The sequence below is a fragment of the Flavobacterium hydrophilum genome (assembly GCF_003202405.1).
GTDB lineage: Bacteria > Bacteroidota > Bacteroidia > Flavobacteriales > Flavobacteriaceae > Flavobacterium > Flavobacterium hydrophilum.
Genome location: NZ_QJHL01000001.1, coordinates 409041 through 429713 on the forward strand (window position 1 = coordinate 409041; position 20673 = coordinate 429713).

Annotated in this window: 11 protein-coding genes and 2 other RNA genes; 12 read left to right on the top strand and 1 reads right to left on the bottom strand. The window is 35.0% G+C overall.

All coding sequences use genetic code 11. The features are described 5' to 3' along the window. Window positions 1-9 precede the first annotated feature (9 nt). Window positions 10-1395, top strand: coding sequence for a class II fumarate hydratase (gene fumC / locus DMB68_RS01860; protein ID WP_110344977.1), 1386 nt, complete (start codon window positions 10-12; stop codon window positions 1393-1395). A 147-nt stretch (window positions 1396-1542) separates the two neighbouring features. Here fumC and DMB68_RS01865 read toward each other — a convergent pair whose 3' ends face one another. Continuing rightward, window positions 1543-2745, bottom strand: coding sequence for an NAD(P)-dependent oxidoreductase (locus tag DMB68_RS01865; RefSeq protein WP_110344978.1), 1203 nt, complete (start codon window positions 2743-2745; stop codon window positions 1543-1545). A gap of 239 nt (window positions 2746-2984) precedes the next feature. Here DMB68_RS01865 and DMB68_RS01870 point away from each other — a divergent pair, with 239 nt between their 5' ends. From DMB68_RS01870 to ssrA (DMB68_RS23820), 11 genes are all read left to right on the top strand, one after another. Beyond that, complete coding sequence (locus DMB68_RS01870; protein ID WP_110344979.1) at window positions 2985-4187, top strand: serine hydrolase domain-containing protein; 1203 nt, start codon at window positions 2985-2987, stop codon at window positions 4185-4187. A gap of 169 nt (window positions 4188-4356) precedes the next feature. Further along, window positions 4357-4753, top strand: a transfer-messenger RNA (tmRNA) gene (ssrA, locus tag DMB68_RS01875). A 486-nt stretch (window positions 4754-5239) separates the two neighbouring features. Then, window positions 5240-5827 carry an RNA polymerase sigma factor gene (locus tag DMB68_RS01880; RefSeq protein WP_110344980.1) on the top strand — a complete coding sequence of 196 codons (588 nt, stop codon included), beginning with the start codon at window positions 5240-5242 and terminating at the stop codon, window positions 5825-5827. 224 nt (window positions 5828-6051) lie between these two features. Beyond that, window positions 6052-7095: a FecR family protein gene (locus tag DMB68_RS01885; RefSeq protein WP_110344981.1), complete on the top strand. Its 1044-nt coding sequence runs from the start codon at window positions 6052-6054 to the stop codon at window positions 7093-7095. A gap of 247 nt (window positions 7096-7342) precedes the next feature. Next, complete coding sequence (locus DMB68_RS01890; protein ID WP_165830074.1) at window positions 7343-10660, top strand: SusC/RagA family TonB-linked outer membrane protein; 3318 nt, start codon at window positions 7343-7345, stop codon at window positions 10658-10660. A gap of 11 nt (window positions 10661-10671) precedes the next feature. Next, complete coding sequence (locus tag DMB68_RS01895; RefSeq protein ID WP_110344983.1) at window positions 10672-12048, top strand: RagB/SusD family nutrient uptake outer membrane protein; 1377 nt, start codon at window positions 10672-10674, stop codon at window positions 12046-12048. 65 nt (window positions 12049-12113) lie between these two features. Continuing rightward, window positions 12114-13061, top strand: coding sequence for an ABC transporter ATP-binding protein (locus tag DMB68_RS01900; RefSeq protein WP_110344984.1), 948 nt, complete (start codon window positions 12114-12116; stop codon window positions 13059-13061). Window positions 13062-13072: 11 nt separating this feature from the next. After that, on the top strand, window positions 13073-15340 hold the full coding sequence (locus tag DMB68_RS01905; protein ID WP_110344985.1) for a Gldg family protein: 2268 nt from the start codon (window positions 13073-13075) through the stop codon (window positions 15338-15340). 111 nt (window positions 15341-15451) lie between these two features. Further along, entirely contained in the window at window positions 15452-18262 is a 2811-nt protein-coding gene (locus DMB68_RS01910; RefSeq protein ID WP_110344986.1) for a M16 family metallopeptidase, read from the top strand. A 127-nt stretch (window positions 18263-18389) separates the two neighbouring features. Further along, window positions 18390-19859, top strand: coding sequence for a M28 family metallopeptidase (locus tag DMB68_RS01915; RefSeq protein ID WP_110346314.1), 1470 nt, complete (start codon window positions 18390-18392; stop codon window positions 19857-19859). A 405-nt stretch (window positions 19860-20264) separates the two neighbouring features. Then, window positions 20265-20535, top strand: a transfer-messenger RNA (tmRNA) gene (ssrA, locus tag DMB68_RS23820). Window positions 20536-20673 lie beyond the last annotated feature (138 nt).

Below are 20673 nucleotides of genomic sequence, written 5' to 3' on the forward strand. Positions count from 1 at the left end.
AATAACACAATGAAATACAGAATAGAAAAAGACACCATGGGAGAAGTACAAGTCCCAGCCGATAAATATTGGGGCGCACAGACAGAACGTTCCAGAAATAATTTTAAAATCGGACCATCGGCAACCATGCCAAAAGAAATTATCAAAGGTTTTGCGTATCTTAAAAAAGCTGCTGCGTATGCTAATTATGATTTAGGTGTCTTGCCAATCGAAAAACGCGATGCGATTGCGGCAGTCTGCGACGAAATCCTGGAAGGAAAACTAGACGATCAATTTCCATTAGTTATTTGGCAGACCGGTTCAGGTACACAAAGCAACATGAATGTAAATGAAGTTATTGCCAATCGCGCACAGGTTCTCAAAGGATTTGAAATTGGCGAAGGCGAGCAATTTATCAAAGCGAATGACGATGTCAACAAATCACAATCGTCAAACGATACTTTTCCAACCGGAATGCACATTGCGGCTTACAAAATGGTTGTAGAAACCACAATTCCGGGAATCGAAAAACTGCATGCAACTTTATCTGCAAAAGCAGCCGAATTTAATGACGTCGTAAAAATTGGCCGTACACATTTGATGGATGCAACACCATTGACATTAGGTCAGGAAATTTCAGGTTACGCTGCTCAGTTGGCATACGGTTTAAAAGCACTTAAAAACACGCTTTCACATTTATCTGAAATCGCTTTAGGTGGAACAGCAGTCGGAACAGGACTAAATACTCCAAAAGGCTATGATGTAAAAGTTGCAGAATATATTTCCAAATTCACCAATCATCCTTTCGTAACTGCCGAAAACAAATTTGAAGCACTTGCAGCACACGATGCAATTGTTGAATCTCACGGAGCATTAAAACAATTAGCAGTTTCATTAAATAAAATAGCAAATGATATTAGAATGTTAGCTTCAGGACCACGTTCCGGAATTGGCGAGATTCATATTCCTGAAAATGAACCGGGTTCTTCAATCATGCCCGGAAAAGTAAATCCAACGCAATGCGAAGCTTTAACCATGGTTTGTGCTCAGGTGATGGGGAATGATGTGGCAATTTCAGTAGGAGGAATGCAGGGACATTATGAATTGAATGTCTTTAAGCCTGTTATGGCAGCTAACTTTTTACAATCAGCAAGATTATTGGGAGATGCCTGTGTGTCATTTGATGAACATTGCGCTCAGGGAATCGAACCAAATTACAAACGCATCAAAGAACTGGTTGATAATTCATTGATGCTGGTAACAGCTTTAAACACAAAAATCGGTTATTACAAAGCAGCCGAAATCGCTCAAACTGCTCACAAAAACGGTACAACTTTAAAGGACGAAGCCGTTCGTTTAGGTTATGTAACTCCGGAAGATTTTGATGACTGGGTAAAACCGGAAGATATGGTATGATTTAATTGTTAATGGTGAATTATTAATTGTGAATTCTCATTGATGCAAATAAAAAAAGAGCTTTCTAAATTTTAGAAAGCTCTTTTTTTTAGATCATCTTTTAAGCAAACCGTTTATATTAGGCATTTCACAATTTACAATTCACAATTAAACATTATTAACATAGTCTTGTAAATAACTAAATCGCTCTGTCAGTTTACCATTTTCAGTGATTTTAGCTCTCTCCAGAATTCCGTCTTTATCTTTGTTGAAGAAGGCAGGAATTACATGCTCTATAAATTGTTCTCCAAAGCCTTCACTGGCATCTTTGGGTATTTCACAAGGCAAATTATCAACAGCCATAACTACGATTGCTGCAGGATGAAAAACATCAACTTCTTTATTTTCTGAAGGAAGATAACCATACAAAGGTTCTGCAATAGTAGAAGAACGAAGTGTACTGGCAATAGGCCCGTTTACATCGCACGAAACATCTGCAACAACTCTTATTTTACAATCTTTGGCGTTCAACATTTCCTGAGTTAGGATTATAGGTGCGCCGTTAGCATAAAAATGTCCTGCGATATAAATGTCACTGACTTTGGTGAATTTTTCAAAATTAGAAGTATAAGCTTCCGGATGTTGTGTGAAATCCACAAAATCAAGAGTCTGTCCGTCAGTTCTTTTATTGTATTCTAAAGCATCCAATTGCACATAAACAGACTGAGTATAATTCTTGGTCAAATAATTTTCTGCTGTGATTTCTTTTACTTTGATCGCTTTTAAAATTTCCTGAGCACCGCTTCCAACTTTTCCGGTTCCGGTAATGACAAATTTCAAAGGAGGTAGTGTTATTCTTTTCAGATGCATAATCAAGGCATCTTTTCCTGAAAGGGTTTCTGCTTTTGGAAGTTTGAATAATTCAAATTTTATTCCGAACGCACGGATTCCGTTATAAACGCCCACCATTCCTGCATATTTTCCAAACCCGATTAATCTTCGGTTATGCTCATCTACGATGGTTTCATGATCGTATAGAGTGATGTTTTTCTCTAATACAGCCTGTAAAAGTTTTTTGTTGTAAGGCTGTTTTTTTATGGTATGTGAAAAAAAGAAATAGGATTTATTTGGAATTAAATTCTCAACCGGAACTTCTTTTACGCCAAATAAAATGTCACAGTCCGAAACATCATCAGCAACGGTTATGCCCATACTTTTGTATTGCTGGTCCGAAAAAATTCTAATATCTGAACTTTCTACAAATACTGAAGCTTCTGGATACAGTTGTTTTAGTTTTGCTAATGCGTCAGGTGCAAATACAACACGTCTATCAGGCGGATTTTTTCTTTCTTTGATAATTCCGAATTTCATGTAATGGGATTTTGGTTTTTAGTATTATAACTTTTAAGTGTTATTTTGTTTTAAATATAACAAATATAGTTAAATTTTTGTTGCTGTTTTATTATTTTTAATGATTATGAATCCTTAAGGTCTGATGTACAATAAGCTGACGAAAAAAAATGTTAATTAGATGTTAATCTTAAGAATTTTCTTCGGCTAAAATCTTTAATCATAAATATTGAATTCTATATATTTGTTTTTAAAGAATAATGAAAATGAGTTTCCTTAAAAAAACAAATATACCACAAATACTTTTCTCAATTTTAGTTTTAAGTTCTTGTGGAAAAGATAAAAATAGCAGTCAGGATGAGGCTGTAAAAGAAAAAGATACATTAGGTAAAATGGTTCCAATGGGACCTGAAAAAAAAATAACTGCATCCTATGCTAATTCTGTAAAAGGGAGAATAAATCATTTTTACAACAAAAACTGGCCAAACAATAGTATGAACGGAAGTTTTTTGGTAGCAAAAAACGGTCAGATTATTTTTGAAAGATATAATGGTTTTGCCAATAAAAATAAAGACACCAAAATTACCGCTGATACCCCTGTGCAAATTGCCTCTGTAAGCAAAGTACTCACCGCAACTGCTGTTTTAAAACTAATTAATTTAGGTAAACTTGGCCTGGATCAGAAAGTAAATACGATTTTAAAAACCTTTCCATACGAAGAATGTACGGTTCGAATGTTATTGTGTCATCGCAGCGGAATGCGAAATTATGCTTATTTTACAGACAGGGATAAATCAGTTTGGGACAGGCACAACCAGCTCACCAACAAAGATATTTTAGATATTCTGGCTACTAAAAATGTAGGTTTGGAGTCCAGAGTAGGTACCCGTTTTGCTTACTGCAATACCAATTACGCCATGCTGGCACTTATCATTGAAAAAATAACTAGTCTAACATACAAAGAAGCCATGTCTCAAATGATTTTCAAGCCTCTTGGAATGACGCATACGTATGTTTTTGATGATGATAAAGAGAGAAAAAATATTGTTCCGTCTTATAAAGGGAATGGTGTAGAAATTGGTTTTGATTATTTGGATAACGTTTATGGCGATAAAAATATCTTTTCGACGGTACGTGATCTTTTAAAATTTGACAGAGCCAGAAATGCACCCGACTTTTTAAAACCGGCTTTATTAAAAGAGGTTTACACCGGCCAGAGCAATGAACGTAAAGGCACCAAAAATTATGGACTGGGAATCAGAATGATCAATTGGGAAACTGGTCAGAATTTTTACTTTCATAACGGTTGGTGGCACGGAAATACATCATCTTATATTACCCTTCAAAAAGAGCAGGTTACCATTATTGCCTTATCAAACAAAATGACAAGAAATACATACGCAGTTCGCAAACTGGCTCCGGTTTTTGGAGATTACCCTTTTCAGTTTAAAGACGAAGAATAATAGAATATTCGAAAGTCAAAAGTTGTAAAGTCATAAAGCTTTTACCAGTTAAGTATTGGACTTTAAAATTTTATGACTTTTGACTTGCGACACTACCGAATAACAGAATTTTTCTGAAAATTTTAGTAGAAAGTAATTTCAAATAGTATAAATTTGCAAACTCATTTTTGGGGTCGACTGGTTTTGACAGCAAGTCGAATTGAAAAGTAAGCACGTCGAGCATTGAGACCTTGCTCGTAAATATAAGATCTCACACTTTTACACGGCGAAAATAACTACGCTTTAGCTGCATAATCCGAATTATAGTACGATTAGCCACGTCCCTACAAGGTAGGGAAGCTGGATTCTCCTTGAAAGCCTTGGTTTGTGGCGTTCTGTTTAGGGGAACCGTAAAAATAAACCTAGATTTCCATGAGCTTCGGGTGGATTTTGAAAATTAAGAAGATAAGTGTTGAGTGGCTGTTTCTGGCCTTGCTTAACATCGAAAATCTAATCAGGAAATAAACGTGTAGAAAGCTCTTTAGTTGCTTGTTTGGACCCGGGTTCGATTCCCGGCGACTCCACCAGAAGGGATGATTGCCAAATCATCCCTTTTTTTTATAAATCAACTATTCTTTTTTCTTTCATTATCAGTGAAGTGTATGCGAATAAATTCATAAGATTTTCAATAAATCTAATTTACGTATACAAGTTGCTGTCAAAGACGATTTTAATGACTCACTCTTTTGTATCCCGTCAGGCGTAATTATAAATATAGCTTATATCTGGCAATTGGCCGGGATTGTTTTTCAGGATAGTAGATGCGTGAATTTTGCTAATTCTTAGCGCTCAACAATCTGTTTAGTTCAGGGATGGAGTTATTATAAGTAAATTTAATATTTATAATAGTACATTTTTTGTATCAATAATTCACTTGCAGTTTTAATAGAGATGAAGGAAATATTCCTGTAAAAAAATATCAAAATGATATTTTTTTACTTTTTTTTTACTCAAAAGATACAATTATTTAAAAAATTAATAATATTGCCAATTCAAAACAAATTATAAATTTCATGTCATCAAATTCCGGTTTGGATCAAAAGAAACTTCTTCATGAGTTATCTCAGGGAAGCGAACCGGCATTTACTATTTTATATAATCAATATAAAAATGGTGTTTATTCAATCGCTTTAAAAATAACTAAATCCACTATCCTGGCAGAAGAAGTGGTTCAGGATGTGTTTTTGAAAATTTGGCAAAACCATGAAAATTTAGTTGATATAGCGAATTTCGAAAATTATCTTTTTATTATTTCCCGCAATCATATTTTTGATATGATTAAAAAAGTAGCAAGGGAAGCCTCCCTGCCAGTTGAACTTAATTATAAAAATACAACTTTAGAAGATACAGATACAGTTGTAAAAGACGACCAGTATAATGTTATTTTAAATCAAATTATAGACCAGCTGCCTCCTCAGCAGCAAAAAATCTATAAAATGGCCAAAATGGAAGGTTTAAGTCATCAAAAAATTGGTGAAGATTTAGGGATTTCTACCGAAACAGTAAAAAAGCATATGGCACAGGCCTTAAAATTTGTACGCAACAGAATTTCTCCTTACATGAATATGTTCATGACAATTCTTTTATTTTTCAAAGCTTAGAGCCTGTTAAATTTTAAAGCTTTTCTTTCAAAACAGCCCTTCGGATTATTTTTTTTACATTTTTTTAACTTTCGACTACTCCCTCCTCATTTTTAAATCGTCTTTATAATAAAGATCATTATTTAATTGGTAATTGCCCAAAAGATTGATCTTTTAAATAAATTTTAAACTGTCCCAAGTTTACCATTTACGACCTATTATTAACTTATTTAATTACAAATCGAATGCAGAAAAAAATATTTGAAGAATTATTTGAAAATTATTTGCAAAGGAACCACTCAGAGGCTGAAGAACAAAAACTGATGGAACTTATTCGAAATGGTGAATATGATGATATCATAAAAGAAAAAATTCATATCATGCTTAAGGAGAAGACTGGATCTGAAGTAATGGGTGATGAGCAAAGTGCTTATATTTTAAGATGTATCTTGTCTGAACCTAATTCTAACCGGGAAGTTATAAAACTTGAACCGGAAAAAAGAAACAGAAAAAAAGTTGTTCGTATACTATTTGCAGCAGCCAGTATTATTGCTTTAATCGCTCTTGGCAACAGTTTGTTTTTTAAACCAAAAACTTCTTTAATGACTCCAGTTATTGAAAAGCCTGTAATTGCAGAAAATACTTCTATAGATTTTAGCGGAAAACAGTTGATTCGTTTGCCTGATGGAAGTACAGTGCTTTTAAACGATAACAGTACCCTGAAATATGACCAGGATTCTTTTGATGCGAAAACCCGTGAAGTGACACTTACGGGAGAGGCCTTTTTTGATATTAAACGAAACGAAGAAAAACCTTTTATTGTACATACAGGAAAGGTACAAACCAGGGTGTTAGGTACGGCATTTAATATTAATACACATAACTCTTCGGGTAATATTGAAGTTACCGTTGCAAGAGGTAAGGTTCAGGTTGGAGATGATGAGAAAATTTACGGCATTATCACTCCGAACCAGCAAATTAAAGTCAATAAAAACACACTCAGTTTTGCCCAAAGTAATATTAGTGCCGCTGTCGTGACAGAATGGAAAAGTAATTACCTGATTCTTGACGACATTAATATGGAAGAGGCTATTGCCTTAATTTCCCAGAAATACAAAGTACAGATTTCATTGGCAAACGAAAAGATTAAAAATTGCAGAATTACAGCCAGCTTCTTAAATGATGAAGATCTGGATCATGTGCTAAAAGTAATCAGCAGTGTTATTGAAACCGAATATCGTTACAACAAAGCCGGGACGATTATTTTGGAAGGAAAAGGCTGTGAATAAATAAAAAAACAAAAAGGGCTGACTAAACCTCCTACTTTAGAAAGCTTTAAAATAATAGTAACCTTAAAAACAAGCTATAAGAGTAAATAAAAAAGCCATCCAGCTCCTACACCAGATGGCCCAAATTTTTAATAATTAAAACCAGTAACCATTAAAAACAAGCAAATTTATGAAATTACGCTGTAAAACAACCATGTTTGACACGGAAAAGAAATCTACATTTTTCCATTTGTCAAAAAAAACACTTATGATCATGCGAATCAGTTTATTCCACATTTTCTTACTGACCTGTGGCACTCATATGGTCTTCGCTACCGAAATGAGCAGCCAGAATTTAGAAACAATATCAGTTGACATTGAGCTTCATAACCAGGATATTAAAACTTTATTTAAAACAATAGAAAATAAAACGGGATTACTGTTTGCTTACCAGCCACAGATCATAAAAGATTTTCCAAAAGTTACTACACCAAGAGGACGTAGAAGTGTAAGTGATATTTTGGACTTAGTATTTCAGGGCAGCAATCTGGTTTACAAACAGGTAGACAAAAATGTTGTCATTTATAAAAAAGAAAAAACAGAATCCAGCACATCCGGAAAAAATGATATGCCGGAAAGAGACCGTACACTTACGGGAAAAGTTTTGGATGAAAAAGGATTTCCTCTACCAGGTGTTTCTGTTCTTCTTGTAGGGAGTAACAAACACGGCGTATCAGATTTTGATGGACAGTTTTATATTGACCTGCCAGCCGGAAAACATACGCTTAAAGTAGCTTATCTGGGGTATAAGACACAAGAAGTTATCGTTGAAAATCAAAGTTCAATAACTATCAAATTACAGCCCGATTTGGCCAAACTGGACGAAGTTGTAATTATTGGTTATGGTACAACAACCAAAAGAACAACGACCGGATCTGTAGTTAAAATTACAGCTGAAGATATTGAGAAACAGCCTATAACTAATATTTTACAAAGTTTACAGGGAAGAACACCAGGTGTTTTTGTAACACAGACATCAGGTTATGCAGGATCAGACATGAACATTAGTATTCGTGGCCGAAATTTTATTGCCGGAGATAACCTGCCCTTTTATATCATAGATGGAATTCCTTATATAGGCGATGATTTAAAGGAGCAGGCGCAAAAAGATCAGGGAGCACAAAATATGGACGTTGTTAGAGGAGCGCAAAAAAGAACAAGTCCATTAAACATTCTTAATCCAAATGATATAGAAAGTATTGAAATTCTAAAAGATGCAGATGCTACGGCAATTTACGGATCAAGAGGAGCCAATGGTGTTGTACTTATTACAACCAAAAAAGGAAAGGCAGGAAAAACAGAATTTACTATAACGACAAACTCAGGAGTTTCTGAAGTGGCACATATGATAAAAACATTAGATACCCCTACTTACCTGAATATGCTGCAAACTGCATTAAACAATGGTGGTGATGTAGCTGATGTGGATAGTAACGGTATTGCTATTACAGACTGGGATCCAAATGCTTATACAAACTGGCAGGAAAAACTGATAGGTGGTACAGCAAATTTCAATAATTATTCGGGTTCATTAAAAGGTGGAAATGATACAACAAATTTTCTTTTAAGTGCCGCTTACCATAAAGAAACTACTGTTGTCCCGGGAGATTTCAGCTACGATAAATTCTCTACTAACTTTAATGTGAATCACAGCACACTCGATAAAAAATTAAAAATAGGAGCATCTGTTCTTTTCTCTACAGACCATAACCAGCTACCGTTTTTTGATATTACCAATTATGCAATAGGTACTGCACCAAACCGTCCGTTGTATAATGCAGATGGCAGTTATTACTGGTCTCCGGATTATTTTAGTGATATTAACCCGCTTGCAGCTTTAGGTAAAAGAGTTGATGATAAAGGAATTAACTTAATTACAAGTGTAAGCCTTCAATATGAAATTGCAAAAGGACTTTCTATTAAAACAGATTTGGGTTACGGAAGAGCTCAAATGCTTACCAAGCAGTATATGCCTGGATCTGCCAGTAACCACGTGTATGATGAAGCAAATGGATATGATACATCAAGATCTTATACTACTTCAACAAATAATACCAACAATTTTACTATAGACCCTCAGCTTAATTATACAACCCAATTATGGAAGGGTAATCTTACCGCACTTGTTGGTGGATCCTGGCAGGACAGAAAAGCTGAAATGCCTACCTATTTAAACGCTTCCCAATATTCTGCAGATAATTTAATTGGTAATGTAGGTGCTGCAGAAACAATCTCTGCGTCTAATGCAAGCTCAGAATACAAATACATTTCTCTTTTTAGCAGAGTAAATTATAATATTGAAAACAAATACATTCTGAATTTGAATTTTAGAAGAGATGGTTCTTCTAAATTTGGAGCCAATAACCGTTTTGGTAATTTTGGTTCTGTTGGGGGTGCCTGGATTTTTACCGAAGAAAAGTTTTTAAAAGACAATTTATGGCTAAGTTTTGGTAAAATCCGCTCCAGTTACGGAGAAATCGGAAGCGACGAAATTGGAAATTACAGATACGTTGATACGTACGACACACGTACTTATGGTAACGGAAATCCTTCTATGGCTGCAACAAAAATTGCCAATCCAAATATCAAATGGGGACTTACCAAAAAATTTGAAGTGGCTTTGGATTTAAGTTTCCTTAAGGACCGTATTTCTTTTACCACAGCTTATTACAAAAATACATCCAGTAACCAATTAGTTGATTATACACTTAGTCCACAGGCCGGATTTACCTCTTATACCGCTAATTTACCAGCTGAAGTTGAAAATCAGGGATGGGAGTTTACCCTTGGTACAACGAACATCCGTACCAAAGACCTAACCTGGTCAACTTCTTTTAATATTTCGACCAACTCAAATAAATTAGCAAAATTTGATGGTATCGAATTCACCAGCTATTACTCTCAATATGTTGTAGGCAGACCTTTAAGCAGCCGATATTTATACACTTACACAGGTAATACTAATGGAGAACCTCAATTTAAAGATGTAAACGGAGACGGAAGAATTTCACGCGGATTAGCAGATACAAAAGTTGGCGACAGAGAATATTACGGACCAACATATCCTCAATATTACGGAGGAATCTCAAATACAATTAGCTATAAGGCATTTACTCTTGACTTTTTATTCCAGTTTGTAAAACAGGAAGGTACTACTTTAATGGCATCAACAGGTGCGCAGCCAGGGTACCCTTACAGTACAGCAAATTTTCAGGTTGATGAGTACAGAGATTACTTAGCACAAGGAAATGTACTAAGTTCAGGTTTTCAGAATAGTTTTTTCAATTATATAGGATCAAATGCAGCTATCGTAGATGCATCGTATATAAAACTTAAAAATGTGAATGCCTCTTATCAGGTTCCTTTAAATGAAGGAACTAAGAAATACATACAAGCCATCCGTCTTTCATTACAGGGTCAGAATTTAGTAACCTTTACCAGCTACAGAGGACTTGACCCTGAAACACAAGGCTTGGCATTGCCTCCATTGCGTACGATCACTTTTGGAACTCAGTTTACATTTTAATTCTACTAATCATGAAAAATTTTTCTATTAAATATACCTATATCTTTTCGTTTTTTCTTTTAACAGGACTTACAGGCTGTGATGATATGCTTGACGTTGACCTTCCGGTTAACGAATTATCATCTGAAAATGTATATGTTTCTGATCCAACTGCAGAAGCTGCTGTCAATGGAATTTACCAAAGCATGGTTGCCAGCGTTTATTATGATAATTTGCATAGAATTCTTGGACAGACAGCTGATGAGTTAATCCCCCGAACAGGTATTGCAAATGTTTATAGTTCTAATGAAATTCCGGATATCGATGGGAGTATAGGTACTATGTGGACAGAATTGTACAAAACAATTTATAATGCCAACAATGTTATTGAAGGAGTTACTAAAAGCACTACACTTAATCCTGTAAAAAGTAAACAATGGATTGCTGAAGCAAAATTTCTACGCGCCTATTCACATTTTTATCTAACTAATCTTTGGGGAAACGTACCATTGATATTGACTACAAATATAGATGTTACGGCTTTGGCACCACAATCTTCTCAGGAAGCGGTTTACACCCAGATTTTGCTTGATTTGACTGATGCCTCAAAAGATCTTCCAACTAACTACAGTAATTATAATGATGGAGAAAGAATAAGAGCTACAAAATGGGCTGCAGAAGCATTATTAGCAAGGGTAAATCTTTATTTAAGAAGATGGAGTGCAGCAGAGATTCATGCATCTGCCGTAATAAATGAGACCGGTACCTACAAAATAATTACCGGATTGACAGATTCGAATAATCCATTTATTGCAGATAATGATGAAGCTATCCTTCAGATACCTTATTATAATGTTAATTATACTTATGAAGGAACTGCTGTATTTGGAACCGGAGGAACTTATTTACTAAGAAAAGGAAATGCCCTTTTTGAAGCAGGTGATGATCGAAAAACAAAATGGACAATTGATATCCGAGACAGAGTAACTAATGCTTTTATAGGCATTGCGCCAAGAAAATATAAAGCTAATTTTGGACAATCTATCAACGAACGCTCAACTGTACTCAGACTGGCAGAACTTTATTTGATAAGAGCCGAAGCAAGGGTAAAATTAAATAATATTACCGGCGCACAACAGGATATTGATGTAATCAGAAACAGGGCTTTATTAGGCAACACTACATTAACAGACTCCAATCAACTCCTTGAATTAATTGCTATGGAAAGAGAAAGAGAACTGTTTGCCGAAAATGGCCACCGATGGCTGGATCTTAAAAGAAGCGGTAACATTGATCAGATTCTTGGATCAGTTAGCGATAAAATCTGGAAAAGCACGGACAGTCTTTATCCAATTCCGGAAACGGCTATTCGATCTAATCCTTCCTTAATTCCAAATCCGGGATACTAACTAATTCAAATAATTTACTCAGGAATGTTTTATAAAAAAAGCATTCCTGAGATTTTAATAACACTATGGAAACAACAATTGTAAGAGTTGAGGACTTGTCACATCAATATAGTAAGGATTGGGCAATACAAAATATAAATTTTGAAATCAAAGAAAACAGGATTCTGGGGCTTCTGGGCTCTAATGGTGCCGGAAAATCGACTACTATGAATATCCTTTGCGGGGTTTTAAACCAGACTCACGGAAATATTTTTATTGATGGGATTAATCTAAAAGAAAACCCTGTTGAAGCTAAAAAACTAATCGGATTTTTGCCCCAAACTCCGCCTTTGCATTTAGATTTAACGGTAAATGAATATTTAATTCATTGTGCAGAATTGCGCCATGTCAAAAAAGAAGATTTAAAAAATGCGGTTGAAAAAGCCAAAGAAAAATGCGGAATTGCACATTTCAGCCACCGATTAATTAAAAACTTATCCGGCGGATACAGACAGCGTGTGGGAATTGCACAAGCTATTATTCACGAGCCAAAACTCGTGGTTTTAGATGAGCCAACAAACGGATTAGATCCAAACCAAATTTTAGAAGTAAGAAACTTAATTAAAAAAATTGCCAAGGATAAAGCCGTAATATTTTCTTCACACATTCTTTCTGAAGTTCAGGCAACCTGTCAGGATATCAGAATGATTGAAAACGGACACATGGTTTTTTCGGACACTCTCGAGGCTTTCAATAATTATATAGAAGCTGATAAATTGACTGCAAGCTTTGAAAATCCGCCCGCAATTGCTGAATTAACAGCCATTCCCCAAATTTCTCATGCAGTATATCTTTCCCCTAAAAAAGTTCAGATCACTTTTAATGGCACACAGGAAGTTGCTGAAAAAATTGTATCGCTAAGCGTCTCTAACAACTGGAAATTACGTGAGATTCAATTCGAAAAAGTATCTCTGGATGAAATTTTTGCCCAATTATCAAAAAAAGCACCTTCTAAAAACGCCATTCCTTCTTAAAAATCAAACAAATGAAAACAATATACAGAATTGCTAAAACAGAGCTCAATACCATGTTTTATTCGCCGGTTGCGTGGGTGGTTTTAGTCATATTTTCTATCCAGTCCAGCTGGAAATTTTTCGACTCGGTACAACGTTTTGAAAAAGCACAAAAAATTGGAGAAAGCATTGGCAATTTGTCGCAATATGTTTTTTCGGGCTTCAATGGATTGTATACTGAAATGCAAAATTATTTGTACTTATATGTCCCTCTTTTAACAATGGGGTTGGTGAGCCGTGAAATTAACAGTGGTTCCATTAAACTTCTGCTTTCTTCCCCTATAAAAATTAAGGATATCGTACTAGGAAAATATTTAGCCATTGTTACCTATTGCCTGTTATTTGTCGCTATACTGGCACTTCAGGTTATAATTGCATACTTTTCTATTGAAAATTTAGACTTAACATTTGTTCTTTCTGGACTTATTGGCTTGTATCTACTGGTTTCTACTTATGCAGCTATTGGTCTTTTTATGTCCTGCCTTACTTCTTACCAGGTTGTGGCAGCTATTAGTACATTAGTTGTTTTGGCTGGTTTAAATTTTATTGGAAAATTATGGCAGGATGTCGAATTTGTAAAAGACATCACTTATTTTCTTTCCATCGCAGGCCGTGCCAATGAAATGCTTGAGGGACTAATTATAAGCAAAGATGTATTTTACTTTATACTTGTAAGCGGTCTTTTCATTGGTCTGAGCATCTACAAATTAAAAACCGGAAGAGATGCTCAGAAAACTTCTAAAAGAGTTTTAAATTATACTTTATTAGTGACTGTAGTTCTTACACTTGGATACATTACTTCACGAGCTCCGCTGACATTTTATAAGGATATGACGCGTACTAAAAGCAGAACGCTGACCAAAAATAGTTTAGATATCGTCAAAAAAATAGAAGGCCCCATTAAGTTAACAACCTATGTAAACTTATTAGATGTTAACTATCACGTGGCCATGCCTTATTCTCAAAATCAGGATATTTCCAGTTTTGAAAACTACACCCGCTTTTTACCGCAAATGCAAATAGAATATGTCTATTATTACGATACTTCAAATAATGAGGCTTTATATGCGCAAAATCCGGGACTAAATGATAAACAGCTGGCCGAAAAAATGATTGAAACGCAGGATTTAAAACTCAAAAAATTATATTCTCCTGCTGAAATCAAAAAGTTGATTGATTTGAAACCAGAGCAAAACCGAGTGGTTAGAGTGCTGGAATACAATGGAAAGAAAACATTTTTAAGAATGTATGATGATTTGTTTAAAGCGCCGAGCGAAAAAGAAATTTCTGCAGCCTTAAAACGTTTAGTGGTTCCGGCTCCTAAAATTGTTTTGGCAACGGGAAACCTGGAGCGCAGTATTGACAAAATTGGAGACAAAAATTACAAGACAGGATTTAATGAAATTACCTTTCGATATTCATTAATCAATCAGGGATTTGATGTTGCTGCAGTTGATATTAATGCAATGAATATTCCGGAACAAACCAATATTTTAGTCATAGCCGACCCAAAAACGCAATTGAGCCAGGGGGCTGTTGACAGAATTACAAAATATATAGATGAAGGAAAAAATCTAATTCTTCTGGCAGAACCGGAAACCAATTCGACTTTAGCAGTAATAACAGATAAATTAGGTTTAAGCTATACGAAACAAGCTTTGGTTCAGGAAAGTGAAACCAATGCTCCGGATTATCTGGTTACAGATCTACAAAAAAATAGTGATCCGAATAGTGTTAGATTTAGTAAAACCCGTAATAACAATCCAATTCCGTTTTTAGGCAGCAGCGGCATTAAAATTAATAAAGATGCCGGTTTTAAAGTAACGCCACTTTTAAAAACCAATAAGCAGCCTGCATGGGAATCTCAAACAGCCATTACATCTATTTCAGAGGATTTGAAAAAGCAGCCTTCATCAACTGCAGTTCCCCTTGTAGTATCGCTAACCAGAAACAGTAATGGTAAAGAACAAAAAATTATTATTTCAGGTGATGCTGATTTTATGGGCAATGCCGAGTTAAGCAGAGGAGGTTCCGGAACATTTCAGTTTTTCACAGATATTTTTAGCTGGTTCAGTAATTACGAATTTCCAATTGATACAACACGTCCGGAAAGCATTGACAACAAAATAACCATTAATGCTAATCAGGTTTTAATTAATAAAATTGTCTTCATCGGACTATTTCCTTTATTAATCATATTAAGTGCTGCCTTTATTTTAATTAGAAGGAACAGAAGATAAAATCCCCTTTTGGTGTCGTTGAAAATGATATTCGATCTGTTTTTGTTCCCCAATCAAAATACATCCGAATTGATTTTTTAACGGCAGCTATTGGATAAAAAAATAAAAAAAATGACTAAAAAAAATATCATCTTTGGGATTCTGCTGCTGTCTTTTCACGGTGCATTCTCTCAATTCAAAACCACAATTCCGCTGGATAAAAATGTTATAACCGGAAAACTTAAAAACGGTTTAACGTATTATATTCTGCATAACGAAGAGCCAAAAGACAGAGCGAGTTTTTACTTCGTTCAAAACGTTGGTGCCATACTGGAAGATGACAATCAAAACGGACTGGCGCATTTTCTGGAACATATGGCATTTAATGGAACCGAGCATTTTAAAGGCAAAGGTATCATTAAAATGTTAGAAAAAAACGGAGTAACTTTTGGTAAAGATATTAATGCTTATACAGCTCAGGACGAAACGGTTTACAACATTAGCACTGTTCCTGTAACCAACGAAAAACTGATTGATTCTACCCTTTGGGTTTTACACGACTGGTCAGGATCCTTATCTTTAACTGATGCAGAAATCGATGCAGAAAGAGGTGTTATCCGTGAAGAATGGAGAACAAGAAGAACGAGTGATTTCCGCTTAAAAATGCAGACCGATCCCGTTTTGTACAAAGGATCGAAATACGGTAAAAGAGATGTGATTGGCGATTTGGATATCATCAATAATTTCAAATATGCCGAATTACGTAATTACTATAAAAAATGGTACAGACCCGATTTACAAGCCGTAATAATAATTGGGGATATCGATATAAAGGTCATGGAGCAAAAGGTTAAAGCAATTTTTTCCGATATTCCTTTACCGAAAAAAGCAGTGGAGAGAACCTATGAAACAATTCCGAAACATGACGAATTGTATTTTGGAACCGCTTCAGATAAAGAAGCTTCTTCAACGGTTATCACTTTGCGATATATCACGGACGAACCGCTTGTAAAAGACAGTGTTGTAACGCGTAAAAACGTTTTGAATTCTTTTTATACCAGTATATTAAACAATCGTTTCAAAGAATTACTCCTAAAAAATCAGGGGGCAAGTCTGAATTTAAGCAACTATTTCAGCGGAATTTCCAGATTAAATACAACTTATAATATTTCGGCTTCAGCCAAAAAAGGAAAAACGCTGGAAGCATTTGAAGAAGCCTACACAGAAGCTGAACGCCTAAAACGTTTTGGTGCAGTACAAGCCGAATTAGACCGAACAAAAAAGCTTTTTATAAGTTCTTATGATGATTTTATCAGTAACAAAGATAAAATTGACAATGAAACATGGGCAGATAAATTAACTGATTATTTCTTAAAAGCAAAACCATTTCTATCACCTGAAGAAGATTATAAACTGATTGTGGGTATTATAAAAAGTCTTTCTCTGGAGGAATTGAACGCTTACGCAAAAACGATTCAGAAACCAGCCAATCAGGTGGTTCTAATAACAGGTTCTGAAGATGAAAAAAATAGTTTTCCGACCAAAGAAGCTGTTGTTGACGTAATCAAAAAGGTAGAAAGCAAAACCTTGGAACCTTACACGAAAAAAGAAAATAATGCACCTTTGATCGAAAAGGAATTGAAGCCCGCTGCCATCAAAAAAACATTTGAAGTTGCCGGAGTAAAGGATGCAAAAGGTTATATTTTAGAAAACGATGCCAAAATAATTGTGCTTCCAACAACTTATTCTCAGGATCAGATTGTTTTCTCTGCTTTTTCAAAAGGAGGTAAATCTTTAGTAAAAACAGAGGATTTAAATTCTGCAGAAATTGCAACTACACTTGCAAAATCATCTGGATTAGGAAAATTTGATAATTTAGCTTTAAAAGAAAAGCTGACAGGAAAAGTAGCGCAGTCATCTCCTTTTATTGGAGAAAATACGCAGGGGTTCCAGGGAGGTTCCAATAAAGCAGATTTTGAAACAATGCTTCAATTGCTTTATCTTTCTTTTGAAGCACCCCGTTTTGACATAAATATTTTTAATATTCTAAAGGAACAATATAAAAACCGCTTAGAAACTATCAAAAAGGATAACGGAAGTGCTTTTAATGACACAGTTGATTTAGCAAATTCAAATCACAATCCAAGAACTTTTCTGTTCAACGATAAATTCCTGGAAGCGATTGACCTGAAAAAAGCAGAAAACATCTACCGTGACCGATTTAAAAACGCGGCTGATTTCACATTTATTTTTGTAGGGAACGTTCCGGAATCAGGTTTGGAACTAATTCAGAAATACATAGGGAATCTAAAATCAAATCCGGCATTAAAAGAGAATTATGTCAATCATAATATTGAACCGAAAAAAGGAAAAACTGTAGTGCACTTTAAACGCCCGATGGAAGTTCCTAAAACCACTGTTTATTTAAACCTAACTGGTAAAACTGAGTACAGTAAAGAAAATGCAATAAATATATATGTAATTGGTCAATTATTATCCAAACGATTCCTCCAGACTATCAGAGAAGAAGAGGGCGGAAGTTACGGAGTAAATGTAGGCGGAACTTTAGAACAAATTCCAGTACCAACTTACAGCCTGGCACTAACCTTTGATTCTAATCCTGAGAAACAGGAAAAATTAATGCAGATTGTCTGGAAAGAATTAAATTATTTGAAAACGGTTCCGGTTAATGCCAATGATTTGGAAGACATCAAAAAAGCACTACTTAAAAACAGGGAAGAATCACTGAAAACCAATTCTTTTTGGAACAGCACCCTTTATAACAACAGCTTAAATCAGATTCCATTTTTACAGGATGACGAGTATAAAAATTTAATCTCAAAAATTAACCAAAAAACTATTCAGCAGTTTAGTAAACAAATGCTGGACAGTTCAAGCAGCGTTGAAGTAATTATGAGTCCTGAAAATACATCTGGAAAATAGAACTTCAGCACACATTTTTATTTTATTAGTTAAAGGAGGCTGTCCTTTGCCAGACAGCCTTTTTAATTATTAATTTCTATTATCTGATATGCAGGTAATTATTTTCGAATCAATTCAAATTAGAACTATGAAGAAAAAAATTATACTATTACTTATAGCGTGTAGTGAAATTGTTTTTTCGCAGACATTCAAAAAACCGTTGATTTCTGCTATAAAAGAAAAAGATCTTAAAACAGATCTTTATCAAATGGCAGCAGATCATTTTAATGGGCGGGAAGCAGGAACATTGGACGAACTTAAAGTTTCTGCATGGCTGGCTGAGAAAGCAAGAGAAGCAGGCATGTTGCCTGCGGGAGATGACGGCACTTTTTTTCAGTTTTTTGATCTTTACAGACATCAGGTTACGCCAAACACAAAAGTAAGTATTGGTCAGAAAAGCTATAAATTATGGGATGAGGTTTTAATAGCGGAAACTACAAATAATAAAGTTGACGCACCGTTGTTGTATCTCGGTTCCGCTTCAATTAAGGAAATAGAATCTGCTGATGTTAAAGGAAAAGCTGTTGTCATACTTGCATCAAAAGAAGGAATCTCAGATAATATCTCACTTTTTGACCGACGCTATCCAGGTTTTGTTAAACAGAAGTATTATGAGTCGTTAGCTTATAAAGGAGCCGCAGCACTTATAATTGTTGCTGATGCATTAGGAGAAGAAAGCTGGTCTCAGGTAGAACCGCAAATGAAGAGAGGTGTTTACGGAATTGAAGGTATGCGCGATAAAATCCCTGTGCCCCCCAGAATGCCAACTTTTTGGATGCATAATGATCAACTCGAATTTTTAAAAACTACTAAAGCGAACCTTACAGCTGAAGTGATTTCAGAAACCTATAAATATCCTTCTGTAAATGTTGTCGGAAAAATTGAAGGAACTGATTCTAAACTTAAGAATGAATATGTTATTTTCAGTGGTCATCAGGATCATGACGGTATCAGACAAAAGTATGGTCAGGATTCTATTTATAACGGAGCAGATGATAATGCCAGTATGTGTGTCGCAATGCTTGCTATTGCAAGGGCTTACAAAAAGCAGCCTGGAAAAAGATCGGCATTATTTGTATTTCATGGATCTGAAGAACGAGGTTTGTTAGGCTCAAACTGGTATGCATCGCATCCTACTGTCCCTCTGAAAGATATTACTGCAGTATTAAATGGTGATATGATAGGCCGAAATGAACTGAATCAGGCAGCACTTTTGGGATCTACTGCACCGCACAAAAATTCAAATGAATTGGTTGATGCTGCTTTAAAGGCCAATAATGAGGGGCCAAAATTTGAGCTGGATAAGTTTTGGGACAAACCGGAACATCCTGAATATTTTTACCTTCGTTCAGATCATGTTTCTTACGTGAATAAAGGTATTCCTTCTGTTTTCTTTACCAGTGTTCTGCACAATGAATACCATACTCCAATGGATGAATCAGAAAATATTGATTACGCAAAATTGTACAAAATGACAGAATGGATCTATAGAACAGGATGGATTTTGTCTAATGAAATCGAGAGACCTAATTTTTTACCAAAAGATAAAAGAAAATAAAAGTCTGGGATAAAAATTGAAGTGAAAGTGATTTTAAAAGTGTCATAATTTTAGAAAAAAATCATTATTGTTAATACATTATAAACATACATTGGTTTTTCATTTATTTTATTTAGGAAGTATTTTGAATTAGTAAGCTTATACAACTAACTTGAAAAACCTTATAAGGAGCTGCTTTTAAGCAGCTCTTTTCTTTTAATATTATTTTCTCTCGAAACAATTATTAAGGAAAGGTGGGAGACTTTTATCAGGTTTAGAATATCTATGAAGCAAAAAAAATGCGCAAAGTCAGAGATATTTGCGCAGCTTTTCATAAGGAAGACTTCGGAGAACTAAAGACATTTGCCAGTTTTTCATAAAAAGACTTCGGAGAGCTGGGAAAATAACTACGCTTTAGCTGTATAATCTGAATTATAGTAAGATTAGCCACGTCCCTATCAGATAGGGAAGCTGGATTCTCCTTGAAAGCCTTGGTTTGTGGCGGTCAGTACAGGGGAACCGTAAAAATAGACCTAGATTTCCATGAGCTTCGGGTGGATTTCGAAATTAAGAAGATAAGTGTTGAGTGGTTGTTCCTGACCTAGCTCAACAACGAAAATCCAATCAGGAAATAAACGTGTAGAAAGCTCTTTAATTGCTTGTTTGGACCCGGGTTCGATTCCCGGCGACTCCACAAAAAGGAAGGTATTAAAAACCTTCCTTTTTTTTTCTCAAAAAAACATTTTTATTGAATTAAGCACTAAACATCTTCTTATCGCTACTAAATCAAAACAAAAGCTTATCAAAAATTAAGTAAAAACATTATCATTGCCTA